This window comes from Marisediminitalea aggregata, assembly GCF_900129565.1.
In the GTDB taxonomy this organism is placed as follows: Bacteria; Pseudomonadota; Gammaproteobacteria; order Enterobacterales; family Alteromonadaceae; genus Alteromonas; species Alteromonas aggregata.
Genome location: NZ_FQWD01000004.1, coordinates 578,585 through 603,102 on the forward strand (window position 1 = coordinate 578,585; position 24,518 = coordinate 603,102).

At 48.6% G+C, this 24,518-nt stretch carries 18 protein-coding genes; 10 read left to right on the forward strand and 8 right to left on the reverse strand.

Translation table 11 applies throughout. The features are described from left to right. Nucleotides 1–141: 141 nt before the first annotated feature. Entirely contained in the window at nucleotides 142–1,053 is a 912-nt protein-coding gene (locus tag BUB81_RS14065; protein ID WP_084526558.1) for an AraC family transcriptional regulator, read from the forward strand. A 71-nt stretch (nucleotides 1,054–1,124) separates the two neighbouring features. On the opposite strand, the gene BUB81_RS14070 is transcribed toward BUB81_RS14065, so the two are convergent. Together BUB81_RS14070 and BUB81_RS14075 are read right to left on the reverse strand one after the other, a co-directional pair. Further along, nucleotides 1,125–2,279, reverse strand: coding sequence for a hypothetical protein (locus BUB81_RS14070; protein WP_175555812.1), 1,155 nt, complete (start codon nucleotides 2,277–2,279; stop codon nucleotides 1,125–1,127). A gap of 2 nt (nucleotides 2,280–2,281) precedes the next feature. Then, nucleotides 2,282–3,841 (reverse strand): MBOAT family O-acyltransferase, encoded by a 1,560-nt coding sequence (locus tag BUB81_RS14075; RefSeq protein ID WP_073323800.1) that lies wholly within the window; start codon nucleotides 3,839–3,841, stop codon nucleotides 2,282–2,284. A 171-nt stretch (nucleotides 3,842–4,012) separates the two neighbouring features. Between BUB81_RS14075 and BUB81_RS14080 the strand changes: the two genes are divergently transcribed. Both BUB81_RS14080 and BUB81_RS14085 read left to right on the forward strand, forming a co-directional pair. After that, nucleotides 4,013–4,900, forward strand: a complete 888-nt coding sequence (locus BUB81_RS14080; protein WP_073323802.1) for a LysR family transcriptional regulator — start codon at nucleotides 4,013–4,015, stop codon at nucleotides 4,898–4,900. A 116-nt stretch (nucleotides 4,901–5,016) separates the two neighbouring features. Beyond that, nucleotides 5,017–5,598, forward strand: coding sequence for an outer membrane beta-barrel protein (locus BUB81_RS14085; protein ID WP_073323804.1), 582 nt, complete (start codon nucleotides 5,017–5,019; stop codon nucleotides 5,596–5,598). A 21-nt stretch (nucleotides 5,599–5,619) separates the two neighbouring features. On the opposite strand, the gene nei is transcribed toward BUB81_RS14085, so the two are convergent. Then, entirely contained in the window at nucleotides 5,620–6,444 is an 825-nt protein-coding gene (gene nei, locus BUB81_RS14090; RefSeq protein ID WP_073323806.1) for an endonuclease VIII, read from the reverse strand. Nucleotides 6,445–6,756: 312 nt separating this feature from the next. Between nei and BUB81_RS14095 the strand changes: the two genes are divergently transcribed. Further along, nucleotides 6,757–7,335, forward strand: coding sequence for a porin family protein (locus tag BUB81_RS14095; protein WP_073323808.1), 579 nt, complete (start codon nucleotides 6,757–6,759; stop codon nucleotides 7,333–7,335). 48 nt (nucleotides 7,336–7,383) lie between these two features. Here the strand turns inward: BUB81_RS14095 and BUB81_RS14100 are convergent, their stop codons facing one another. Together BUB81_RS14100 and BUB81_RS14105 are read right to left on the reverse strand one after the other, a co-directional pair. Then, the gene (locus BUB81_RS14100; protein ID WP_245819216.1) at nucleotides 7,384–7,899 is read right to left on the reverse strand and encodes a hypothetical protein; all 516 of its coding nucleotides are present in this window, start codon (nucleotides 7,897–7,899) and stop codon (nucleotides 7,384–7,386) included. 102 nt (nucleotides 7,900–8,001) lie between these two features. Next, nucleotides 8,002–10,260: a TonB-dependent receptor gene (locus tag BUB81_RS14105; RefSeq protein WP_073323812.1), complete on the reverse strand. Its 2,259-nt coding sequence runs from the start codon at nucleotides 10,258–10,260 to the stop codon at nucleotides 8,002–8,004. Nucleotides 10,261–10,561: 301 nt separating this feature from the next. Between BUB81_RS14105 and BUB81_RS14110 the strand changes: the two genes are divergently transcribed. The 4 genes from BUB81_RS14110 (at nucleotide 10,562) to katG (ending at nucleotide 16,963) form a co-directional block, all read left to right on the forward strand. After that, nucleotides 10,562–11,581, forward strand: coding sequence for a LacI family DNA-binding transcriptional regulator (locus tag BUB81_RS14110; protein WP_073323814.1), 1,020 nt, complete (start codon nucleotides 10,562–10,564; stop codon nucleotides 11,579–11,581). A 112-nt stretch (nucleotides 11,582–11,693) separates the two neighbouring features. Next, nucleotides 11,694–12,926: an MFS transporter gene (locus tag BUB81_RS14115; RefSeq protein WP_073323816.1), complete on the forward strand. Its 1,233-nt coding sequence runs from the start codon at nucleotides 11,694–11,696 to the stop codon at nucleotides 12,924–12,926. A 9-nt stretch (nucleotides 12,927–12,935) separates the two neighbouring features. Then, nucleotides 12,936–14,459, forward strand: a complete 1,524-nt coding sequence (locus BUB81_RS14120) for a trehalase family glycosidase (RefSeq protein ID WP_073323818.1) — start codon at nucleotides 12,936–12,938, stop codon at nucleotides 14,457–14,459. A gap of 281 nt (nucleotides 14,460–14,740) precedes the next feature. Then, a complete protein-coding gene (katG, locus tag BUB81_RS14125; protein WP_073323947.1) occupies nucleotides 14,741–16,963 on the forward strand; it encodes a catalase/peroxidase HPI in 2,223 nt (740 codons plus the stop codon). Nucleotides 16,964–17,670: 707 nt separating this feature from the next. Here katG and BUB81_RS14135 read toward each other — a convergent pair. Next, complete coding sequence (locus BUB81_RS14135) at nucleotides 17,671–18,090, reverse strand: Lrp/AsnC family transcriptional regulator (protein WP_073323822.1); 420 nt, start codon at nucleotides 18,088–18,090, stop codon at nucleotides 17,671–17,673. A gap of 275 nt (nucleotides 18,091–18,365) precedes the next feature. On the opposite strand from BUB81_RS14135, the gene yjeH reads away from it, so the two are divergent. After that, nucleotides 18,366–19,622, forward strand: coding sequence for an L-methionine/branched-chain amino acid transporter (yjeH, locus tag BUB81_RS14145; protein WP_073323826.1), 1,257 nt, complete (start codon nucleotides 18,366–18,368; stop codon nucleotides 19,620–19,622). Nucleotides 19,623–19,644: 22 nt separating this feature from the next. Here the strand turns inward: yjeH and BUB81_RS14150 are convergent, their stop codons facing one another. After that, on the reverse strand, nucleotides 19,645–20,283 hold the full coding sequence (locus tag BUB81_RS14150) for a Vat family streptogramin A O-acetyltransferase (protein ID WP_073323828.1): 639 nt from the start codon (nucleotides 20,281–20,283) through the stop codon (nucleotides 19,645–19,647). A gap of 36 nt (nucleotides 20,284–20,319) precedes the next feature. Then, the gene (locus BUB81_RS14155) at nucleotides 20,320–21,354 is read right to left on the reverse strand and encodes a LysR family transcriptional regulator (RefSeq protein ID WP_073323949.1); all 1,035 of its coding nucleotides are present in this window, start codon (nucleotides 21,352–21,354) and stop codon (nucleotides 20,320–20,322) included. Between the two features lie 480 nt (nucleotides 21,355–21,834). Between BUB81_RS14155 and BUB81_RS14160 the strand changes: the two genes are divergently transcribed. Next, nucleotides 21,835–24,498, forward strand: a complete 2,664-nt coding sequence (locus BUB81_RS14160) for a TonB-dependent receptor plug domain-containing protein (protein ID WP_175555815.1) — start codon at nucleotides 21,835–21,837, stop codon at nucleotides 24,496–24,498. The last annotated feature ends 20 nt before the right edge of the window (nucleotides 24,499–24,518 follow it).

Below are 24,518 nucleotides of genomic sequence, written 5' to 3' on the forward strand. Positions count from 1 at the left end.
AGATAGTTACCCATAAAATTGAATTGTCGAAATCTACACAATCATTGCCTAATCCTACAATGCCTGATTCTACAAATTGGCTGGATAATTATTACACTCTATACTTAGCAAACTGTCGCACATCATTCGCCTGGAGAATTCATGCATACTCAAGCCCAGATATATCAACAAGAGCTAATCGATATGACCGCCCGGGTAAGTCAAGAGAATGGCCTGATGGATACGCGCGTGCCTGGACTACGTACTTTGCGTAGTAATTCGAAAACCTGTACCGCCCCGGCGATATATGAGCCGATGCTATGCCTGTTGCTACAAGGCAGTAAAAAGCTCTACGTCGGTGAGAACGTATTCCACTACAACGCCTTAGACTATCTGATGGTCCCCATTATGATGCCGGTGATTGGTGAGATCGTGCAGGCCTGCGACAGTGAGCCTTACGTCGGGATCAGTATTGCGCTGGACCTTCGGGAACTGTCGGAACTATTAATTGATATGGCAGATGTGGGCACGCCTACGTGTGGCAAAGAATGCAGTATTAAGGTTATTAATGCTGATGTTGAAATGCTGTCTACCTTCAAACGTATTTTGTCGTTGCACGAGTCGCCGGCAGATATCCCGATCATGCTGCCTATGCTAAAACGCGAGTTGATGTACCGTGTTCTGAAAGGCCCGGCCGGTAATCAATTGCGTCAGTTTTTACTTTACGATACCAACGCTAATCGTATCAGTAAGGCCATTGAGATCATTCGCGACAACTTCGATTCGCCGTTAAAAGTAAAATCTCTGGCCAGCGCCGTTCACATGAGTGAATCCTCGCTATACAGCACTTTCAAAGCCGTAACCAGCATGTCGCCGCTGCAATACCAGAAACACATACGTCTGAACGAAGCTCGTCGATTAATGTTACATGAAGGCATTGAAGCCGCCGCAGCGGGCTATAAAGTGGGCTATGAAAGCCCGTCGCAGTTCAGCCGCGAGTACAGCCGCTTATTCGGCGCACCGCCAATCACCGATATCAACCGGGTTAAAACGGCGCAAGCTGCTGCATCCTGAAAAACACATTCAGCGACGGAGCCATTGGGCTCCGCGTGCTACCTACCTGAATAGGCAGCAACTGTTTGCAGTTAATCCAAACCCGTAGGTTTAGCACCCAATCCCGCTTTACTTAGCGCAATAGCCCTATCGATCGTTTGGCTGGTTAAGCGTATCGGCCAGTCGGCATTTTCCTGTTCTGACTCGAACATGGCTTCAATAATACGATCGCCCATGGCGGGACGGTAGTGGGCAGGCTCCCAGAACCATTTCATTGGCTTGTGGTTTTGCGCATAGTCAGGATCTTCAAGCGTTTCTGGCGATGGCAAACTAAAATCGTAAAAAGGGAATTGCGGATAGGTATCGGCTAAGCCGGCTAAGTCACGCTTCCACTGCAAATAATCAGGCCAATGACCCGTTTGCTTAATAACCTGCCAGTAAGACTGATGATAGGGATTAATAAACGTGTATAGCGTGATCTGTGGATGCCTGGTCACCAGTTCATCGATAAACGTCTTGTACATGCCAATACCAAACAAGCCATGTTCACCGCTATAGCTGTACTGCTCTCGCTCAAAACGCTGTTGTACACCACTTTGCTGGTGCTTAAAGAAACGTTGTTTACCTTCTGCTTTTATGGTTGCCAGATAGTAATCACCGGTATTACTACCCAGAGGCGTAATGTGATTATAGAGCCCTCCCTGCTGAAGAACTGTACTCAGTGAATCCTGCAGCGTATCCAGTGAAAACAACGCAGGATAAATACGTTGGACTTTTTCTAAGGCGGTTTCAGGCGCTTTGTTGTATTTGTCCATTAATTCCTGCGCTGTCCAGGGCCCAGGATCGTTGCCATAGTTATTGAGGAAATACCGGTAATCGACGCCAATGATCAGGGTACGCACATTGGGATTTTGCCGAATGTGCCACAGCGCATATTTAAGGTTTTCGGTTAGGCCAGAACCAGGAAGCGCGAGGTTAAATACTTTACGCTCACCAAATACCTCAGATTCGGCAGCAAAACCAAGTTGCACACGTGAACTCCCAATTAATAACGTATCAGGCTGTAAGTCCAGCGCACGGAATGGCGTAACCTCGCGAACCCGCTCGTCGGCCTGCGTTTTCCTGGCGTTAAATCCTTCGATTGTTGGCGACCAATAGAATCCGTACGGATCGATGAATGCGTTCACTGCACCAGCGAGCACAAACAGCCCCACAATAAAAACCAATAGCTTCCGTAAATAATGCATAATTAAAACTGAAAATATAAAAATTCACTGACTTGCGACAAAGTCATTACCCCAGCCACAAATAACACCGCCATCCACAATGCCCAACCTGTTGTGGTTTGCCAGGTAAATCGCGACACCCATTTGTGCCCGGGCCAGAACGCATCGTGTTTGCTAAACGACAAATTACTGAGTGAGCCATTACTGCGACTGAACATATCCTGCGTGTTTGGCAGCACAAGCACTGCCACTAACAGGCAAACATTCCAAATCCACACCGACACAAATGCACTGCTGCTGGCTGAGGACGCAGTCATACCGACAGCATCAAGTAATGAAGTTATTGAGGTACCTAGTCTCGACCAAATCCCTTGCGGAATACTTATTCCGTATTGCCCAACCATCCCTTTAAGCATTGTCACCGCGCCATCAAACGTGGTGGCGCGGAAAAACACCCAGCTCACCACGGCAGCCAGAAAGGTAAGCCCCCAGCCGAGCCCCATTGCTGCAATGTGCTTTGAAGCATGCAGTGTCGGGCAGAGATTACGCCACCCGTGAAACACCATCAGATAGCTACCATGAAGCACTCCCCAAATCAGGAAGTTCCAGCCGGCCCCGTGCCAGATACCACCGAGCACCATTGTCAGAAATAAGTTGCGATAACGATTAAAGTTACCGTTGCGGTTTCCTCCTAGCGCGATATACAGATAGTCACGCAGAAATCGCGACAATGTCATATGCCAGCGTCGCCAAAATTCAGAGATATTCACCGCTTTATAGGGCGAATAGAAATTGAGCGGAAGTACGATGCCAAACATGCGGGCCAGGCCAATGGCCATATCGGAATACCCTGAAAAGTCGAAGTACAGCTGGAATGTATAGGCTAATGCGCCGGCCCAGGCGGGAAAAAAGTCCAACGTTCCGCCGGTATCCACAGTGACGAATGCAGTGTTGGCGTAGCCCGCGATGCCATCGGCGATTACCGCTTTTTTAAACAAACCCATCGCAAAAATAGACAGGCCAATGCCCATGTTATTAGCAGTAATCGATGCATGCCCTTTGGCAAACTGCGGTAGCATCTCCTTGTGATGCACGATTGGTCCGGCGATGAGCTGGGGGAAAAACGTCACAAACAAAGCATAATCAAGCGGGTGTTTCTCGACGGTTTCACCGCGGAATGAATCAACTAGATAGGCGACTTGCTGGAAAGTAAAAAAGGAAATCGCCAGCGGCAACACCACATTAGGCAAAGGGATGGGTGATTCTAGCAGCAAATTTACGTTGTCTAATACAAAATCGGTGTACTTGAAATAACCCAATGAAAAGAGATTTAGTAATACACCAACATACAGCAAGGGTTTTTCTTTCCGCTTGCTGAGCCGTTTACCTAACTGGTAGTTGATCACCATCGACAACACGATGATCAGCAAATAAACCGGATTCCACCAGCCATAAAAAAACAATGAGGCCGCGACCAGTACAGCGACCACGGCCTGAAAAGACGCGAAGCGACCAAACGCCCAAACCAGCAGTACTACCACGGGTAAAAACGCAAAAATAAATTCGAACGAGTTAAACAGCATAGCGTGGGACAGTAATTGTTATTTTTAATTGTTCACTTAGTGATCTTCGACCTTACCCTATTCACCTTGCAGGTTGAAGAGGCAAACAACATATCGATGCAAAAAGGGAGGTTACATCTATGAACAGTATTGGTACATTAAGCATTATTTCATGCATAAATTTCATCATACATGTTAGAGCGCATTCACCTGGCGATTCTCCACGCCATTGACAAACACGGTACCCTTACACAGGCAGCCGACGCATTGCACCTGAGTCAATCCGCACTTAGCCACAGTATTAAAAAACTCGAACAACAAATGAATACGCCGCTGTGGGAAAAAGAAGGTCGGCGGCTGCGGCTAACCCGAGCTGGCACTGAGGTGCTAAAACTGGCCAAACGCGTACTGCCACAATTTGAACACACGGAATTGTTGGTGTCGCAGATTGCCCAGGGCGAACGCGGCATGTTGCGCATTGGAATGGAGTGTCACCCCTGCTACCAGTGGCTGTTAAAGGTCGTTTCGCCGTTTTTAGATGAATGGCCGGATGTGGATATAGATGTAAAGCAGGCGTTTCAATTTGGCGGTATGGCGGCGTTGTTTGAATATGACATCGATATGCTGGTCACCCCCGACCCGCTGTTTAAACCCGGTGTGACTTTTACACCGGTGTTTAGCTACGAACACAGATTGGTAGTAGCCAGTTCACACCCTTTGGCACAACACACCTATGTTAGCCCTGAGCAACTGCAAAACGAAGTATTGATCACCTACCCCGTTGAGCCTCAGCGTCTGGACATATTCAGTCAGTTCCTGACACCGGCTGGCTGTACAGTAAAACAACATAAAACTATTGAAACCACTGAAATCATGCTGCAAATGGTGGCAGCGGGCCGCTGTGTCTGTGCCTTACCGGGATGGTTGGTTGATGAGTATGCCAGCCGCCTGCCAATTACCAGTCTGGCTATTGGTAAAACTGGCATTCACAAGCACATTTATGTCGGTGTGCGGGAAGTCGATACACACATTCCCTATGTTGAGGACTTTATTCGCATGGCCAGTGCAACTGACAGCTAGACCCGTTTATCACATAGAAACAACATATCTGTGTAAAAAACAGGTGGCAGGTTTCACCTCCATTTTACCAATGGGAGCTTATGTTATTCCGAACTTAGACTAAATAAGGAATTAACATGAAACACTACATGGGTTTGATCCTAGGCAGCCTATTGTCGGCATCGGCGATGGCAGACACGCCGTCTTACAACTTTGTTCAGGCTGGCTATGTGAATGCAGACTATGCCGACCTGCAGCCGTTTGATTTAATCGGCTTTGAGGTGCGGGCCAGTGCAGAACTCACAGAAGCACTTTTTACAACAGGTCGATTTCGAATGGTCGACGACACCCTATCGGCATACAAATTGGAAGAAACCAACTGGCAGGTAGGTATTGGTTATCAAATGCCCTACGGCAAGGATACGGTGTTTGATGTACGTGTAAATTACGGCGATATTGCGTTTGATTATACCGAGCCTGAAGGTAAATTTAACGACTCGGCCAGCCACTACAGCGTGTCTTCTCATGCTCGTCACATGCTAACCGAAGACATTGAAGTTTACGCTGGGCTGGAATGGCAGCTATGGAAAAAAGGCTCCGATCAGAAAGCCTATCGATTAGGCAGTATGTACAACTTCAGTGATCTGGCCGTCGGCGTGGAATACGTAAAATACTCAGATTCCAGCGCCTACACATTATTTGCCCGCTACAACTTTTAATTGTTCTCGAAGGCCGGTCGTTCACCCGCCCGGCTGGCACTGCTTACAAACATAAATGCGCCGATTGCCACGCTCCATTCTGACAATGGGCGTCTCACACACCCGGCACGGCTGGGTATCACGATTAAATGCCATAAAGCGGCTGGCCTCATAGGGCAGCTTGTGATTTTTGGCATACCGGAAGAACGCATCTGGGACGGTGTATCCCGCCGTTTTATAGGCGCGTTGAGTAACCTCAATTGATACGCAAGCCAATGCCTTAAGCTGTTCTGCCGTCAAATCCTTAGGCCGCAAATCCGGATGCACGCCGGCGAAAAACAGGATTTCACTGCGAAGGTAATTGCCAATTCCCGCCAGAAATGCCTGATCAAGATACAAACTGGCCAGCTTTCGTCCTTGAAAGCGCGTCATCATCAACCGTTCGGTAATCTCTTCCACAGAAGGGCAATCATTCAGCACGTCGGGTCCGAGTTTAACCAAAAAGGGATGTGATTGGATTTCGGCTGTCGGCCACACACTGATGTCTGAAGCGCTGTACAACAGTGCTGCGCCTTTGGCGGTGTGCAGGCCAAATCGAAGCTGGCGATTAGTGTTCGGGTATTCGCCGTTCTTCCTGACATACCAAAGGCCATAAAGCTGATTATGAGAATACACCGACAAACCAATATCAAAATGAATCAACATGGCTTTGCCCCGGCTCTCTACGTTTATAACCGTGCTGCCGGTAAATGCCTGGCGATGTGATTGAATGGCAGAGTGCCCTGCATCAACGTGGGTTACTGGTGCGTCGATTAACACCTGCGCAAGCTTATCGCGGCTTCTGCGTATTTCAGGACCTTCTGGCATCTTGTTTCCTTTTTAACGGTTGTTACTGCTAAAGCGAGCATTTGGATGATACCACCAGCGACATTGTTAACCAGCTTCGGTAATTTTTATAAATCATATGAAAATTCAACACGTTGCAGAATGGCTACAGATCGCCTTTTTTGTCAAAATTGCGCGCAAAAAAACAACAACCATGAAAAATATTCCCGTTTTTACCCCCCAATCAGGCAGATAATGATTGGCACACGACTTGAAATACCTCTTGTAACCAAACGTGCTATTCCGGCTTCCTTTTTTCTCCGGGAGCCAATCATTAACAAGAGGAATCGTGTTATGAAAAAACTGATCACTACACTAACCGCGTTAACCGCTGTAACGGCTTTTAATACTTACGCACAATCGCCTGACGAAAACCTGAATGAATCCGGCATTTATGTAGGTGGTAACTATGGTTACCTGCGCGTTGAAGGCGAAGACGAATTTGATGACGACAAGGATGTATGGCAAGGCGTATTGGGCTACAAATTCAATTCCTACATTGCACTGGAAGGGTCGTACATCGACTTTGGTGACTACGGCAATAATGTAGCAGGTGCATCAACGGATGGTTACACCGCGGCGCTGAAAGGAATCGTCCCTATTGTTGGTGGGCTATCAGCTTATGCTAAGCTGGGTCAACTGTGGTCTGAAACCGATTATCGGTTAGCCGGCGCGACTACGACAGAAGACGACGAGAGTGTGTTTGTCGGTGCCGGTTTAAGTTTCGCGGTTACGCCACAGTTTTTAATCAATGCCGAATATGTGGTGTATGACACAGAGCTGGATGCTGATCAGGTCGCTGATGACCTGGAAGATACCAATTTTGAAACGGATCTGAAGCAAGCCAGTCTGGGTGTTGAATACCGCTTCTAAACTTAGCGTGATTTGCCCCGGGTATACCCTTACCCGGGGCGACCAGTATTAAGCCTGCCAGGTCCAATCGGGATGATTCAATCCCATATTCTGCACAAACAATTCGTAGTCGCGTTTTCCCATGGCACCTGCCACCGTTTTAAACTGCGACTTAGCCTTGATGTTTTTTACCTGCAACAAATCAAGCCGTTTATCGGCATTTTCATCAAACTGATCGGCGAGGATCGCATCAATTTTCCGACTCGTTTCCCAGTGCTGTAACACATAGCCTATCAGCCGGTTGTAGATACCCGGCATCCGCTTGTCTTCCATCGCTTTAGCCAATCCTGTGGTGGCGACCGCTTTTTGAAACGATGCGACAGTTTCTCCTGATGCCACTTCGTCGATGGCTTGCAATACTTTTTGTATATCGCGCAGCAGTTTCGCATGAGACGCCTGCCCGTATTCACTGGCGTCCAACATTTCCAGGTCGGCCAGTAACATATCCAGGTTGATCAGATGGCGTTGCAATGTGCCCATAATCGCTTGTGAAAGTGGTGAAGACGAGTTTAATCTCTCAAGCATATCATGAAGTTATACCGATTCGCATTGGTCATGCATAGCACATAAACAAAAAAGCCCGGGCGAACCCGGGCTACAAACGTGTCATTGGAAACAAATGTCAACTTAATAAAGCGCGTATGAAATGCTGAACTTCACACTGCGGGGCAGAATGTAACGGCCGTTGGGTGCGTCTGCATTACGTGGGTCACCTTCCGTAATACCTTGCTCGTCCGTTAGGTTATCTACCGCTAGTTGTAGTTTTAATCTATCTGTCGGTTCAACCATGACACCAAAGTCGACTTTTTCGTAGCCAGGCAGGACAACGGTGTTCTCGTTGTTGCCAAAGCGATCATCAACAGCGGTCAGTGTGGCATACACATTGGCGTACATTTCACCCACTTCAAACTCATAAGACGGTGTCATGCGCACCTGCCAGCCAGGCTGACGCTGTGCTTCATTACCTTCATTAGCGGCGCTGGCAGTAATTTCGGTATCCTGCACCGTCGCATTCAAGTTCAGGCTGAAACCCGAGTCGTGGTCGTAGTTACCATCCAGCTCCACACCCATCGCTTCGTTGGTGAGGATTTCTGCAGGCGCGCCGGGCTGACGCACAAAGGTGTCGCCTTTGACGCGGTTTGCAAACAAGGTTGCAAAGAACTGCAACTCATCGTTCATGTACTTGTAGCCCACTTCGCCCTGAGTCACTTCCTTAATTAACTGCTCGCCACCAGTGTAAGCGCCCCAGTTGTCGCGGAAATCATCAAAGTAAGGCATTTTGTAGCCGCGGTTCATGCGTACGAACACACCACTGAAATCATCCAGCGCGTAGTTGGCACCAAACGTCCAGGACGTTTTGCTTTGATCGTAAGTCACCGCCTTGGTAACAACGCCGTCCAGACCTTCGTCGACAGAGTAATTCACTTCATGCTGCTCGCGACGAATACCCGCGTCGATGATCAGATCTTCAATGCCGTAGTAAGACAAGGTACCGTAGAACGCGGTAGTTTGCGCATCGCCGGCAGAGTTGATGTCGTAGTTCCAGCCACATCCTTCATCTGATGTATTACATTCGATGCCAGCAAGCATTTCACCGCCTGGCTGCAATACGTGGTATGCGTGGTTACCCAGACTCCACCAGTCTTTGGCTTCAGTTGTTGCAGTGTATAAACCAAACGCTGTATCGACGTTGTCGAAGCTCTTGGAAACAGCAACATCGTTGGTGAATGCAAAGATGTCTTTCAATACTACCCAACGGCCGATTTGCTGAATTGGCGTATTGCTGCCGTAAGTCTCACCCGTTACAGCGCCAGTTACCGCCGCATCAGTCACTTCGCCTACTGTTGTTGCTGAACCATTCGGTACCAGACCAAACGTATTGGCATTGCCGTCTGTAATCGAGAAGCGGTCAACTAAACGCCAGCCATCTGCCAAATCAAGCTTAAGGCTACCGCCGCTAACGTGACCGTCCCAACCACGGCCGTTAGCGAAATCGAACGATTCCTGCGTGTTGTCAGCACCATAGGTAATGGTTGCCTGACGATTCAACGGACCAATTTGCGTGTAACCGGCGTCAATACCCGCCACATTCAGCGGCGTAGGCAGATACCAGGTACCACGATCATCGGTCTGACGTGTGTACAGATTTAGCTCACCGTTGTCGAACACCTTGGTCAGGTTGATCGTAAACTGATTCCCCTGCTCCGAACGGAAACCCGCGTCCCGAATACCCGGAGAACTCTTCAGGTAACCGCCGATCATGTAGTACAGGTCATCGTCTAACGCGCCGCTTAACACCAGGTCAACGCGGTTCAGACCGTAGTCAGATACCGTGTACTTAGCCAGTGCTTCGGTGCTTTCGCCGCCGCGTTTCAGACGGAAGTTAGTCGTTAGACCAGGCTGACCGTTGCTAACAACCGGGTTTGGACCACCGCGCAGGCCTTCAACCATTTCGATGGTTTCGTCAATGCGGAATATTTGCGTATTTTCCAGGAATGACAATGTCGGCGCAGGATAGACAGGTGACCCTTGCAGCGACAGCGTTAAGAAAGGGGCATCACCACCGCCCGGGAAACCACGAACGAAAACGTTCGCACCAGACTCACCGCCTGAACTTTCTACCCAGACACCCGGAATGGCTTTGAACAGGTCTGCGGTGGATTTTGGGGCCAGTTTTTCGATGTCACTGGCATCGATGTTGGTAACAGCAAAGCTGGCATCGATTTTTCTGATCCCGGCGCCGCCCGGTGTACCACTGACGACGATGATTTCGGTGTCGTCGCCGGCAGGCGGTGTGTTATTTGCTTCTTGTGCAACCGCTGACTGACCTGCAAATGCAAGGGCGACAGCGCTGGCTAACACGCATTTTGAAAAACCTGTTTTCATGGTGTGCTCCTGAACGATAGTCAAAATTAGTTGTTAACCGCTAACAATTATTTGGTTAATTTTTTGTCACAAACTGCGGTATGGAGGACAAATTAGATCACAATGCAAACGATTGCAATAACAAAATGCAATCGTTTGCAATTTAATTGTAAACGACTCTATACTGCGGCAGGTGCTAACCAATAGCCCATGCTTCTGTAAACACAGCATAAATTCCCCCTCACAGCAGCACCCGTTACCGCTGGTAGTGCCAAGCGGGGAAATTCACGTTATAGTTATCAAAAGGGTATTTTGAGTATTCATGCCATTGAAAGCAGAAAGTAAATTAACGCTGGCGAAATTAGCTGAACTTGCAGGTGTGTCGACGTCTACCGCATCTCGTGCGTTAAAGGACAATCCGTTAATCAAAGAAGAAACGCGTACGCGGATCCAGGCGTTAGCGCGAGAACATAATTTTAGTGTTAATGCCGCAGCGAGTCGGCTACGCACGCAAAAAACACACGTCATCGCGGTTATTCTGAACTTAATTGATCACACTGAACAGAGTGTGTCCGATCCCTTCCTACTGAAAATTGTGGCAGAATTAAATAAAGCGTTGAACGCCGCGGGCTATGAAATGCTGCTGTCGAATTCGTTTATGGCCAGCGACGACTGGGCCAGTTACTTTGTCTCCAGTCAGCGCGCTGACGGTATTATTGTGGTGGGTCAGGGCAAAAGCACCGAAAAAATCGATAAAGCCGCGGCCGCCCGAGTGCCAATTGTGGTGTGGGGTGAGCCACACACCAAGGCCGACTACCCCATTATTGGCGGCGACAATTATGCCGGCGGCTACATGGCTACCAAGCACCTGATTGAAAGCGGCAGCAAACGCATCCTGTTTTTGGGCGATCCGGGCCATGCCGAGATGGAACAGCGCCATAAAGGCTATGAAGATGCCCATCGCGATGCGGGACTCACTGTGTCAGCGGATTACACCAAACCCATCGACATTACTTCGACAGCAGCTTACGAGTGTATAAACGACGCTATCAAACAACAGGGTTTGTATTTCGACGGCCTGATTTGCGTAAGTGACATGGTGGCATTCGGCGCGATTAAGGCGTTAAAAGAACGCTATGTTGGGATCCCCGGCGATGTCAGAATTATTGGCTACGACGATATTATGCTGGCTGAACTGATGCATCCTGCTCTCACAACCGTGCACCAGAACGTAACCATGGCCGCGCAATTAATGGTAGAACAGTTACTTTGCCAGGTGAATCAGCAACCGGTTTCTTCGCAAGTAGTTGAAACGCATCTGGTTAAGCGCCTGTCCAGTTAATTTACCAGTCTACAACCTCATCCACCTGTGACTAAAGAATAAATGCAAACGTTTGCATTTATTCCCGGCTAAGGCTAGACTTCGCCGAAATGTGTTAACAGAGTATTTACAGATGCCGCGATTTCTTGTGTTTGCCGCCATAGCTGCGAGCTACTTTTTGTTTGCCATACTGCTGAACAGCGTTGGCACTGTGATCCTGCAATCCATCAACAGCTTTGATATTTCCAAACCCGATGCCAGCACGCTGGAAGGTTTCAAAGACCTGTCGATCGCATTTGTTTCCTTTCTTGTTGCGTCCTTTATACCCCGGGTGGGCTACAAAGCGGCCCTGCTTTTCGGGCTTTTACTGGTAACCCTAGCCTGTGCTGCGGTGCCTTCTGTTCCCGAATTCTGGATGATAAAACTGCTGTTTGCCTGTGTGGGCACCAGTTTCGCTCTGGTTAAAGTCTCGGTTTACGCAATTATTGGGCAGCTTGCCCCGGATACACGCAGCCATTCATCTATCATGAACGTCGTTGAAGGTATTTTCATGCTGGGCGTGTTGAGTGGCTACTGGGTATTTGCGGCGTTTATCGACCCGGATAACCCAGGGGCGCTAAGCTGGCTGAATGTTTACTACCCCCTGGCCGCACTCGGTGCAGTGGTTGGCCTTATTGTGTGGTTGGCCCCTATCGAAAAGCCTGCGCTCCCGCCAGTAAAAACCGACGCCCGGCAGGACTTCATCGCTACGCTCAAACTCACTTACCAGCCGTTGGTACTGATTTTCGTGATCTCAGTGTTTCTCTATGTACTGATTGAACAAGGCATTGGCTCCTGGTTACCGACTTTCAACCGTGAAGTAATTGGGTTACCAGTGGATATCAGTATTCAGCTCACCAGCGTCTTTGCTATAGCGTTGGCTGTAGGGCGTTTGTCTGCTGGCGCCGTGCTGCGCAAACTGCACTGGTATCCATTTTTGAATGGCTGCCTGATCGCCATGGCGGTGTTAATTTGCGTTAGCCTGCCGTTGGCTCAACCCGTTGCAGAAAACAGCGTTAACAGTCTTTGGGACATTCCGTTAGCAGGTTACCTGTTTCCACTAATTGGCCTGCTGATGGCACCAATCTATCCGGTACTTAATTCGGTGATGCTAAGCGCCCTGCCTAAACATCAGCATGCCCCCATGACAGGTCTTATTGTTGTATTTTCAGCCCTGGGTGGCACCACAGGGTCTATAATTACCGGCAGTGTGTTCGCCGCATTTAGTGGCCAGGTCGCGTTTTATCTGGCTTTGGTACCACTGGCAGGTTTGCTTTTTTCGTTGTTCAGATTCCATCGTGCAACACTTCGTCTTTCTCAGGTTTAGAGGTTTTTCATGACGCGTCTCGCTAGCCCAAACCGCCACGCACAAGAGGTGTTGGCGTTTTTCGATAGCCAGTTGTTTATCGACGTTCAGTGCGCAGGGATTTTTCCCGACAGCAAAACATTTGCTGACGCTACGCCCAATCAGCCGCTTAACGCGATACTGTCAGCTTATGAACAGGAGCGTAACCAAACGGACTTCTCTCTTGTCACGTTTGTGAATCGGTATTTTTCCATTCCTGAAGTGGTGGACGTGCGGTTTAACACCAATGAACCTTTGACGATTGGCGACTACATAACGCGCATGTGGGATGTGTTAACGAAGCCGGCTGACATGGGTTCTGATTACAGCCTGTTGCCCTTACCCCACTCGTATATTGTGCCCGGAGGCCGTTTCAGAGAGGTTTATTACTGGGATACGTTTTTCTCTGCGCTTGGGTTAGCGCTCAGTAATAAAACTGACCTGGTACATGATCTGATCAGGAATTTTCTGGCTATCCAAGCCCAGGTGGGTTGTATCCCCAATGGCAACCGCCTGTACTATGCCACACGAAGTCAACCGCCCGTACTTGCCCTAATGTCACGGTTTGTGGATACAGATGACGCTAGTCTGCAAGCGGCATTACAAGCCGGTTTAGAGCACGAGTATAAGTTCTGGATGCAACGACAGACAGACTCGTCGGGTGCAGCGTCGTTGCGGTCAGTACAGTTAGACGATGGTGTTACGCTGAACCGGTATTTTGATACCAGTGAAACGCCGCGACCAGAAAGTTACCGGGAAGACTGTCACCTTGCCGCTGCCCTGCCCGAGCAGCAGAAAGGCACGTTTTATCAACATATTCGCGCCGCCTGCGAATCTGGCTGGGATTTCAGTTCTCGCTGGCTGAAAGATCCACAGAACCTATCCACAATCCGCACCTGCGACATTATTCCCGTTGATTTGAACTGTTTGTTGTATCTGCTCGAGCAAGCCCTGGCAGAACGGGCAACGGGTTCAGAAGCTGAAACGTACCGTCAGGCGGCGAATACCCGGGCGACAGCCATTCAGCACTACGGTTGGTCTGAGCAACAAGGCTATTTTCTGGATTACCATTTTCCGACAGCGCAACAGTCTGACGTTTTATCGCTGGCGGGGGTAATGCCGTTATTTGCGGGAATTGCCACGCAAGAGCAAGCTAAACGTGTTGCTGAGGTATTGGAAACGCAATTCCTGCGCGAGGGTGGACTGGTTACCACACTACAGACCACCAGCCAGCAATGGGACTCCCCGAATGGGTGGGCCCCGCTGCAGTGGTTCGCCGTTAAAGGTTTAATGCGATATGGGTTTGACGATTTGGCACATAAAATTATGCAGCGTTGGAACGCACTTATTGCTAACCACTATTCGACCCACGGTGTTATTCTGGAAAAGTACAATGTGGAATCCCCCAACAGCGCTGTTGGTGGCGGTGAATACGAAGTTCAACTGGGATTCGGCTGGTCGAACGGTGTCTATCAATCATTCGAGAGTTTATTGAATTCACCCACTAAAAAGTAAACGAAATGTAAACAAAATGTATTCACCAAAGAGCAAGAAACGCTTACTAAACCGGCTAAATGCCGGTTTTCTTTTTGTTAAACAGAGCTAGAAAATAACCACAAAATAAACATAACAAACTGTTACATATACGTTTACTGTGTGATTTTATTTTTCCAATCAATTGAATCTGATTTTTTAATTATCAAATTTCACTGTCCTCAATAACAATTATTCCTGTTTACAACTACTCTTGTTTACAACACTGGTTCATATTTCGAACGAGGAGAGGACATATGAAAATGAAAAAAACACTGTCACTTGCAGCTGCAATTGCTATCGCATTGTCGCCTGTTGTGATGACAGCCCCGGCACATGCCGACACCGCCCCAAAAACCAACAAATTCTGGTGGCCTGATCAATTGGATCTCAGCCAGCTGCGCGCACATGGTATCGAGTCTAACCCATACGGTGAGCAATTCGACTACGCCGCTGAGTTTGAATCCTTAGACCTTAAAGCAGTTAAAGAGGACATTCGCGCCGTATTAACTGAGTCGCAAGACTGGTGGCCAGCTGATTATGGTCACTATGGTCCTTTCTTCATTCGTATGGCCTGGCACGCAGCCGGTACTTACCGTGTACACGACGGTCGCGGTGGCGCAGGTGGCGGTCAACAACGTTTTGATCCACTGAACAGCTGGCCGGACAACGCCAACCTGGACAAAGCTCGCCGCTTACTATGGCCAGTAAAATCAAAGTACGGCCGCAAGATTTCTTGGGCTGACCTGATGGCGTTAACTGGTAACGTTGCGCTGGAAGACATGGGCTTCAAAACCTTCGGTTATGCCGGTGGTCGTGAAGACGACTGGGAGCCGGATTATGTGTACTGGGGCCCGGAAGGCAAAATGCTGACTGACGAGCGTCGCGACAAGTTCGGTAAACTAAAAGGCCCATTGGCCGCGGTTGAAATGGGTTTGATCTATGTTAACCCGGAAGGTCCACATGGCAACCCGGACCCACTGCTGGCAGCAAAAGACATTCGCATGTCGTTTGGCCGGATGGCAATGAATGACGAAGAAATCGTTGCGCTGATCGCAGGTGGCCACACCTTTGGTAAAGCACACGGCGCGAAAAGTCCGAAAGATTGTGTTGGTGCAGAGCCTGCAGCTGGCGAACTGGAAGACCAAGGCTTTGGTTGGAAAAACAAGTGTGGTAAAGGCCATTCTGAAGACACCATTACCAGCGGCCTGGAAGGTGCGTGGACAGTTACGCCAACCCAATGGACAACCAACTACCTGGACAACCTGTTCAGCTTCAACTGGGTGAAGACGAAGAGCCCGGCTGGTGCAACTCAGTGGGTTCCGGATACAGACGCAGCAGCGAACATGGTACCTGACGCACACGATCCAACTAAGCGTCACAAGCCGATTATGTTCACTACCGATATCGCGATAAAAGAAGACCCGGAATTCCGTAAAATTGCAGAGCGCTTCCGCGCTGATCCGGCTGAGTTTGAGCTGGCCTTCGCAAAAGCCTGGTTCAAACTAAACCACCGTGATCTGGGGCCACGTGCTCGTTACCTGGGTGACGAAGTACCTGCAGAAGTATTGGTATGGCAGGATCCGATTCCAGAAGTAAACCACGAGCTGGTATCAGACCGTGACGTAGCAAAACTGAAAAAAGACATTCTGGATACGGGATTAAGTGTTCAGGAACTGGTTCGCGTAGCCTGGGCGTCAGCAGCCAGCTACCGAGGTACTGACATGCGTGGTGGTGCGAATGGTGCACGTGTTCGCCTTGCCCCTCAAAACGGTTGGGAAGTGAACAACCCGAAAGAGCTGGACAAAGTACTGCTGAAACTTGAAAAAGTGAAGAACAGCTTTAACCGTAAAGCGTCAGGTAACAAGCGTATTTCAACTGCCGACATCATTGTTCTTGCGGGTGCCGCTGCGATTGAAAAAGCCGCAAAAGATGCTGGCCATGACATCACGGTACCTTTTGTACCAGGTCGCATGGATGCCACTCAGGACATGACCGATGTCGAATCATTTGCTTATCTTGAACCGGTAGCTGATGCATTCCGCAACTACTACGCACCAGAGAAGAACTACTTGTCTCCTGCTGAAGCGTTGGTAGAACGCGCTGACTTGTTAAACCTGTCGGTGCCAGAGATGACTGCTCTGCTGGGTGGTTTACGTTCGCTGGACGCAAACTACAAAGGTGCGAAGCACGGCGTGTTTACTGACAAGCCGGGAACACTGAGCAATGACTTCTTCACCAACCTGCTGGACATGGGCACAGTGTGGAGCAAGACTGACAAAGAAGGTGTATACGAAGGTCGCGATCGCAGCACGGGTAAAGTGAAGTGGACCGCAACACCCGTCGACCTGATCTTTGGTTCAAACACAGAACTGCGTGCAATCGCTGAAGTGTATGCCGCCGGTGATGCTAACGAAAAATTCGTGAAAGATTTCGTAGCAGCCTGGACCAAAGTCATGCAAAACGACCGTTTTGACCTGAAATAACCTTCAGCGTATTCAAAACACAAAAGCGGCGCTTGATTATAGCGCCGCTTTTTATTTGCCTTCCTCTCGCAGATTTAAACCTGCGATTGTGTATTACATCAAACCCGCGACTTCCAGAATTTGTCGCATTTGCCCCTCGGTGACCGAGCTTGGGCACACTCCTTTGCTGATAAGCTCATTACGCACATGAGCAGGATCACAGGGGGTGTCAATCTTGGCGCTACGCTGAACGTATCGCACCAATTGTTTTTGAAGTTGTCGGGTTAAACAAGACATACATACCTCTACTTCTCTGTTTGCCTGTTGGTTTGTAGCGTTAGCTACCAGGGGCTGCTGACCTTTGCCGTATGTTTTTGCAGCGAGTTGTGCGTCATTTAGGCAAGGCAGAGTCCACGTAGTGTAGTTGCTCTACATAAGTGGACGATAACGCAGCATAAATGACGCACAAACGCTGCCCTTCGGGTTCGTCATAGAAGCGTTTTACTCTTTGTCACAGTCCTTTGACGTAGAATGACTATGCCTGTAGGCCTGTTTCGCGATTAAAACGCTTCTATATAGAACAAAAATAATACAGCAAAGGTCAGCAGCCCCTTGTTAAAATCGTGCATAACCCGGACCAGAATATAAATGGCGTTATCTATTAATAACTTAATAAAATTGCTTTTTCGCTGAGCGATACAGTTGTCAAAATTTCTGACATTGCCGTCTTAACCCAGCCATTGGTTGAGTACCACATGGGTTTTGATTTTGATGATGTCGTCGATGGTATCAATATGCTCACGGATTTCGTGCAGACGTCGCATGGTATCGGCGCGAATGAGCACAATAAGATCACACTCCCCCGTTACGCCATAGCACGAGACCACTTCAGGAATTGCCCTGAAATGCGGAACAACATCCGTGCAGCGGGCTCGTTTATGCTGAATTTCCAAATACGCTGCAACGCCTTCTTTCTGAGATTCAGATAGCATGACCTGATAGCCGCGAATGACATTGCTCGACTCCAGCTTTTTTATGCGCTCTGTCACCGCAGAGCGCGACAGGCCAACCTCGTCCGCTATCGCAGACACACTGGCTCGCGCATTCTGTCGCAACTGCGCAATAATCGCATGATCGAATTTATCCATTGTTATTTATTCCTGCATATTGCGGGTAAAAACCTTGTTTACCGGCAAAGTGACGGTACCAACCCACTGAATGCCTGTAAATTAAGCCATATTGAAATAGGAAAACGCAGTATATTACGCAATAGGCGTTTGCACAGACTTTTCTCGGTTTATTCAGGTCGCGTAGCTATCCCAAAAGAGAATATTAAATTTATTAAAGACGATTCAGTTAGTTAAGTTTTCTCTGGCTAGCCAGAGTCAGACATTATTTTTTCGTTTTCAGGACTTTTCAGAGCATGACACAACACAGTGCACACAAAATCGGACGTTGGCAGGGAGCCGGCCTACTCACCACCACTTTGTTGGGAACCAGTGTATTTATCCTGCCACAAATGACCATAGAAACAGCTGGCAACTGGGCCATGTTAAGCTGGATATTGCTCACCCTAGCCATTTTGCCGGTGGCTATGGTGTTTGCCAAACTGTCATCGTCTTACCCTCATGCCGGTGGACCAGCATACTTTGTAGAGAAAGCATTCGGAAAATCGGCAGGCCGCACGATCGGGCTACTGTTTTTGTTTGTGGTGCCCATAGGCGCCCCCGCAGCAATCATAATGACTTACTGGTTTATAGAAACCTTATTTGGCCTGTCTGCAGACTGGGCATTACCTGTTCAGCTCAGCATCATCGGATTACTATTTTTACTCAACTATCGCGGTATACAGTTCTCTGCGACATTGCAGCTCATGCTTACTCTGGTCATCACGCTCGTTGTAACCGCCATGGTGGCAGGGCAGTCGACGGCGTCAACACCTGAAATATCGATATCGACCGGCACCTTTGCTATCACCCCGGTGTTAGGTGCCATGGGCATAGCCTTTTGGAGTTTCCTGGGAATCGAAGCGATCTCGCATCTGGCCGATGACTTTCAGAATCCCAAGCGCGATCTGGTCCCGGCCATTATGACCGGTACCCTACTGGTTGGGTTAATTTATCTGGGTTGCACCTATCTGTTAATCGATACACCAGTATCAGACACCCTGAGCATGGTCACCGTGTTTGATCAGCAATTCTCAGCAGGGGGCGCTTATATTATTGGCGCACTTGGTGTTGCGGGTGGTCTGGCTACCGTAAACGTGTACACCGCCAGCCTGTCACGTCTGATCTGGAGCCTGAGTAATGACAATGTACTTCCTGGTTATTTCCAGGCACTCAATGGGCATCAGGTACCACAACGGGCACTGCAGTGTATTTTGATCGTAATGACGGCCACCCTGTTCATCACTCACTATGGCAAGCACGACCTTGAGGATCTGATTGGCTGGGTAAATGGCGTATTTGTGCTTATCTATCTTGCGAGTATGCTGGCTGCTGTGCGTTTACTGTCGGCCCGTCACAGACCTTTGGTCGTGCTGAGCTGTTTATTCTGCGCCACCATAGCGGTCGGATTAGGTACCAAAATGCTTTACGCGCTGGGCTTATTCACCGTGTTTGCACCACTACTGTGGTACCAACAGCGATACATTTTGCCCCGAATAAAGCGCAGTGCTTAAGACCAGCTATGGTTTGAGGCCATCAATTACCGATGGCCGATAGCGCATCAATATTGCCGCTGGTGATCGCTGGCAGCGCTTCAGTGATAGTTTCAATTGGCCAGTCCCACCAGCACAGACTTTCCAGCCTGGCTATCGTTGCGTCGTCAAAGCGCATTTTTAACACCTTAGCAGGGTTACCTGCCACCACGGCGTAGGCTGGCACATCTTTTGTGACGACTGATTTAGACGCAACGATTGCACCGTTTCCAATGGTTACACCGGGCATAATAGTCGCGTCATAGCCAATCCAGACATCATTTCCAACCCTGGTATCACCTTTATAGGGCAGGTCTCCCGGCTGAGGTGCAGCCGTTTCCCAGCCATTGCCGAAAATATAGAACGGGTAGGTACTCACCCCATTTAACGGGTGATTAGCACCATTCATGATAAAGGTGACCTTATTGGCAAGGGCACAAAACTTTCCAATGATTAGCTTGTCGCCTATAAAATCAAAATGGTAGAGCACGTTTTTTTCGAAATCCCGCGCCAGCTCGGGATCGTCAACATAGGTGTATTCTCCCACCATTATATTGGGTGAAGTAATAATGTTCTTCAGAAAGGTGACCTGTTTGGCTGCCGGGATCGGCGCAACTTCATGGGGATTAGGGCCCGTTGTCATAATGCTTCCTCCTTGTTACAGGAAGCAAGCCATGACTTAATCGTAAGCCCTCAGCGTTGCTTCCAAGCTACCTGGTGCGCTGGTTGAAGATGATAAGCTGCGGACATCAGCATGCTTGAGCTGGCCCACAAATTTACCCCGCCAGTGACCGGCCTGCTGCTCAGTAGCCGTCACTTCCTGGATAATCGCAATCATCTTCACAATCGCGTCAGTTAACGCAAAGTTACTGTTAGTAGCGGCAATGACCTGTCGTTTCATTTCCGGCTGGGTAATTTTCAGCGATTTAACTACCTTACTGTCCTCCAGATGATACATCGCAGAAGACGGCAGAATCATTAACCCTTCGCCCTGTATGACCTGGCGAAGTCCGGTCATTAGCTGACCCGAATAGGCTTTATCGTGTTTTAATGCTACGCCGGTTTCACGCTCGTACTTGTCGATTAGTCGCCCCAGCGCATCCTTGGTACCTGGCGTAAGTAATTCGTACTGACTCAGTTCCCAAAAGTGAATCGTCTCTCTGGTTTTTAGCGAGGTGTAATTGTCGGATGCCTCATTAACGCCTACCACCAGATACATGAATTCTTCAATCAGTGGGTATACCGTCATAAACCTCGGCTCGACTTCTTGTTCGTAAGTCAGCGCGATATCAACCTGATTGCTTTGCAACCACTCCTTTACCGCGTAGGACGGGCCGGTACTGATCTCCAGTTTTAACTGCGGATACCAACGTGTTACCTGTGCTATCAGCGACATTGACAACACATTACCTATGGACGGCAGCATACCAACCCGTACTTTACCCTGCTGTACAGCGGCGAGTTGCTGCAACTCCATCTTGGCGTTGTTTATGTCATCAATGAGTTTTCTGGCGTGCTTCTCGAACAATTTCCCTGCGGCAGTCAGACTCACGCCTTTGAAACTGCGCTCGAAGAGTGCACTGCCCATCTCTCGCTCTAAATTAGCTAACTGCTGACTAATAGCAGGCTGGGCAATGTCCAGCTCTCTTGCTGCAGCGGCAATACTTCCTTTTTGCACGGTGACCAGAAAATACTGTAGCTGTTTAGAATTCATGCTCGATAACAACTCTTCAAGTGTAACCATTCGTTTTAGTATGCGAAATAATCGATTTGTAACAAACCTTTTAAAAATCAACATACCAGGCTTTTTCCATTCTAATTCAGCAAGTTACATGCCACCAACTGGTCAGGTTTCGGTGCCTGTTTGTTAAATTATTGTGTCGAATGTATTTATTATAAAATATTTTATTGTACCAACCAGCCTCTAAACCCATGATTTAATTGAGCTTAATTCAGGGCTCAATATTTTAGTTATAACCCTCAATATTCTTTTTTCTTCCGTTCTACCGTGCTCTTTTTTTAGTCTCATTACAGACGATGGCGCGTGTTGTCGTCCTCACTAAGCTCAATAAATGTTTAAGTTTGGTGCTTACGCGTACCATTTTGGGGCAATTTTAGCCATCTGCGTGATTTCACGCTCTGCGCGCATGCACCTAAAAAGATCATAGCTATATGGCAATTTAGGGAACACATGATGAAACTCAATAAATTAAATGCAGCAGTGCTGGCAGGTCTTGCCGGTTACTCGCTATCAATGACAGTGGCTACCTCTGCAATGGCAGAAGAAGCCGCTGAAGAAAACGTTGAAAAAATTGCGGTTGTTGGTGCGCGTGGTGCTCCTCGTTCCGTAACCAGCTCGCCAGTACCGGTAGACGTACTGACCGCCGATGACATTAACGGCGTGGCCTCATCTGATATGAACGACATCATGATGACGTTGGTTCCCTCTTATACCCTGAGCCGTCAGCCAATTTCTGATGGTGGTACTTTCATTCGTCCAGCATCACTGCGTGGCCTGCCTACAGACAAAACATTGGTGTTGGTAAACGGTAAACGCCGTCACCGTGCTGCATTAGTTCAAATCGGTGGTTCTGGTACTCAGGGTCCTGACCTTGCAACCATTCCTGCAGCTGCACTAGGCAGTGTAGAAGTACTACGTGACGGCGCGGCCGCACAGTACGGTTCAGATGCTATCGCTGGGGTAATTAACTTCCAGCTTAAAAATAACGCTGAAGGCGGCTCAGTGTCTTTAGATGCAGGTCAGTATTATGAAGGCGACGGTCAACAGTACACTATCAGCGGTAACAAAGGTTTCTCACTGGGTGATGACGGTTTCCTAAGCATCTCTGCAGAAGTTACTGATTCAGAAGCGACATACCGCGGCGAGCAATACTGTGAAAGCTGGTTCTGTGTAGACGATCAATCAGCTGAATATATTGCAAATGCGGAAGAACAAGGTCGCTCTGTACACGGCACTGACGGTGAAGTACAGCCTTGGGGTCAACCAAACTACAGCGGCGCGAAGGTATTCATGAATGCGGGCTATGCACTGTCTGGCGACATGGAACTATACAGCTTCGCGAACTACTCCGAAAGTGAAGGTGATGGTTCATTCTTCTACCGTTACCCTGGCAACGGTACTATCGAAGATCTGCGTGAAATCGACGGCACAATCTACTCTCCGCTTGAAAAATTCCCAGGTGGTTTTACGCCTCGATTCTTTGGTGACATCACTGACTACTCATTTGCTGCTGGCCTGAAAGGTATGACTGGCTCGTTGGGTTACGACATCAGCGGTCGTTACGGCTACAACGAAATCTCCTACACCCTGGCCAATACTATCAACCCATCAATGGGCAGTGCGTCTCCCACTAAATTCCACCCCGGAGACCTGAGCAACGACGAATTGCAATTCCAGGCTGACTTCACCTATGACCTTGCTGAATACGTGTTCGCATTTGGTTTGAGCTACATGGAAGAGTCTTACGAGATCTCTCAGGGTGACGAAGCCTCTTATGCCGTTGGTCCTCACTCAATCCCTGATCCATACGGTTTGTGTTCTCGCGTTGACAACGGTTTTGGACTGGCAACTGATGAGCAAGTTGCTACGGCAATTGCAAATGGGTTGAATTGTGCGAACTACACCTCAGCTACCGATGAGAATGGTAATCCTGTTGATGGTTTCGACGGTATAGACCCTGTATTCACGGCCGTAGGCGTAGGTTCCAACGGTTTCCCAGGTTATTCAGACGAGTTCATTGGCACTTACGAGCGTGACTCTTACGCGGTATACGGTGATATCTCTGGTGATATAACTGACGCATTGTTTGCACAAGCTGCGATCCGTTACGAAGACTACTCTGATTTTGGTTCTGAAGTGGTTTACAAAATTGCGGGTATTTACCAGCTGACTGACGAAGTTGCACTGCGTTCTTCATATGGTACTGGTTTCCGCGCTCCTACTCCTGGTCAGCAAGGTACTACAAATGTTTCTACACGTTTACCAAATGGCTTCCCGGTTGCGACCGGTTTATTCCCGGCGAACAGTGTAGTAGCACAGGCATTAGGAGCTGAGATTCTTAAGCCAGAAACATCAACTAACTTTACCTTTGGTTTAACCGCAGAATTAGACAGCTTAACCCTGACTGTAGATTACTATCACATTCTGCTGGAAGACCGTGTTAACGCGATTTCAACTTTGGATGTTTCCACGACTGTAGTGACAGACCCTGACGCTGATGGATACGGCGCATACCAAAATTATTTGGCGCTTGATGCTGCTGGCGTAGTCGGTGCTAACACTATCGGTGGCGTATTCTTCTTCCAAAACGCGTTTGATACCGTTACTGAAGGCTTGGATGTTGTTGCCACTTACAGCATGGAGTCTGATATGGGTGACACCATGATCACCGCATCATTTAACTACGGTACCAACGAGTTTGATGGCGACCCAGGTGACTTATTCAATCTGGAAGACCGCTTTGACTTTGAAAACGGCACTCCGAGTACACGTGGTGTAGTTTCTGTTAAACATTCAATGGACGACTTTAGCGTTACCGCCCGTTTGAGTTACTACGGTTCTTACGAGAACTCAAATGGCATCGAGACAAATGAAGCCGGCGAGCCTATCGGTGTAGCACAGATTCAGGAGTTCGATCCTGAGTACATGTTCGATCTGGAAGGTACCTACTTCATCAATGAAACACTGTCAGTGTCTTTGGGTGCGCGTAACCTGTTCGACAACTACCCTGACCCAGGCACCATTGGCGAAACCTGCTGTGGCCGTATCTACCGCTCAGACTCTATTGTTGACTGGCAAGGTGGTTACTACTACATGAAGCTGAACGCATCGTTCTAAAGGTGGGGATCATTTCTGAG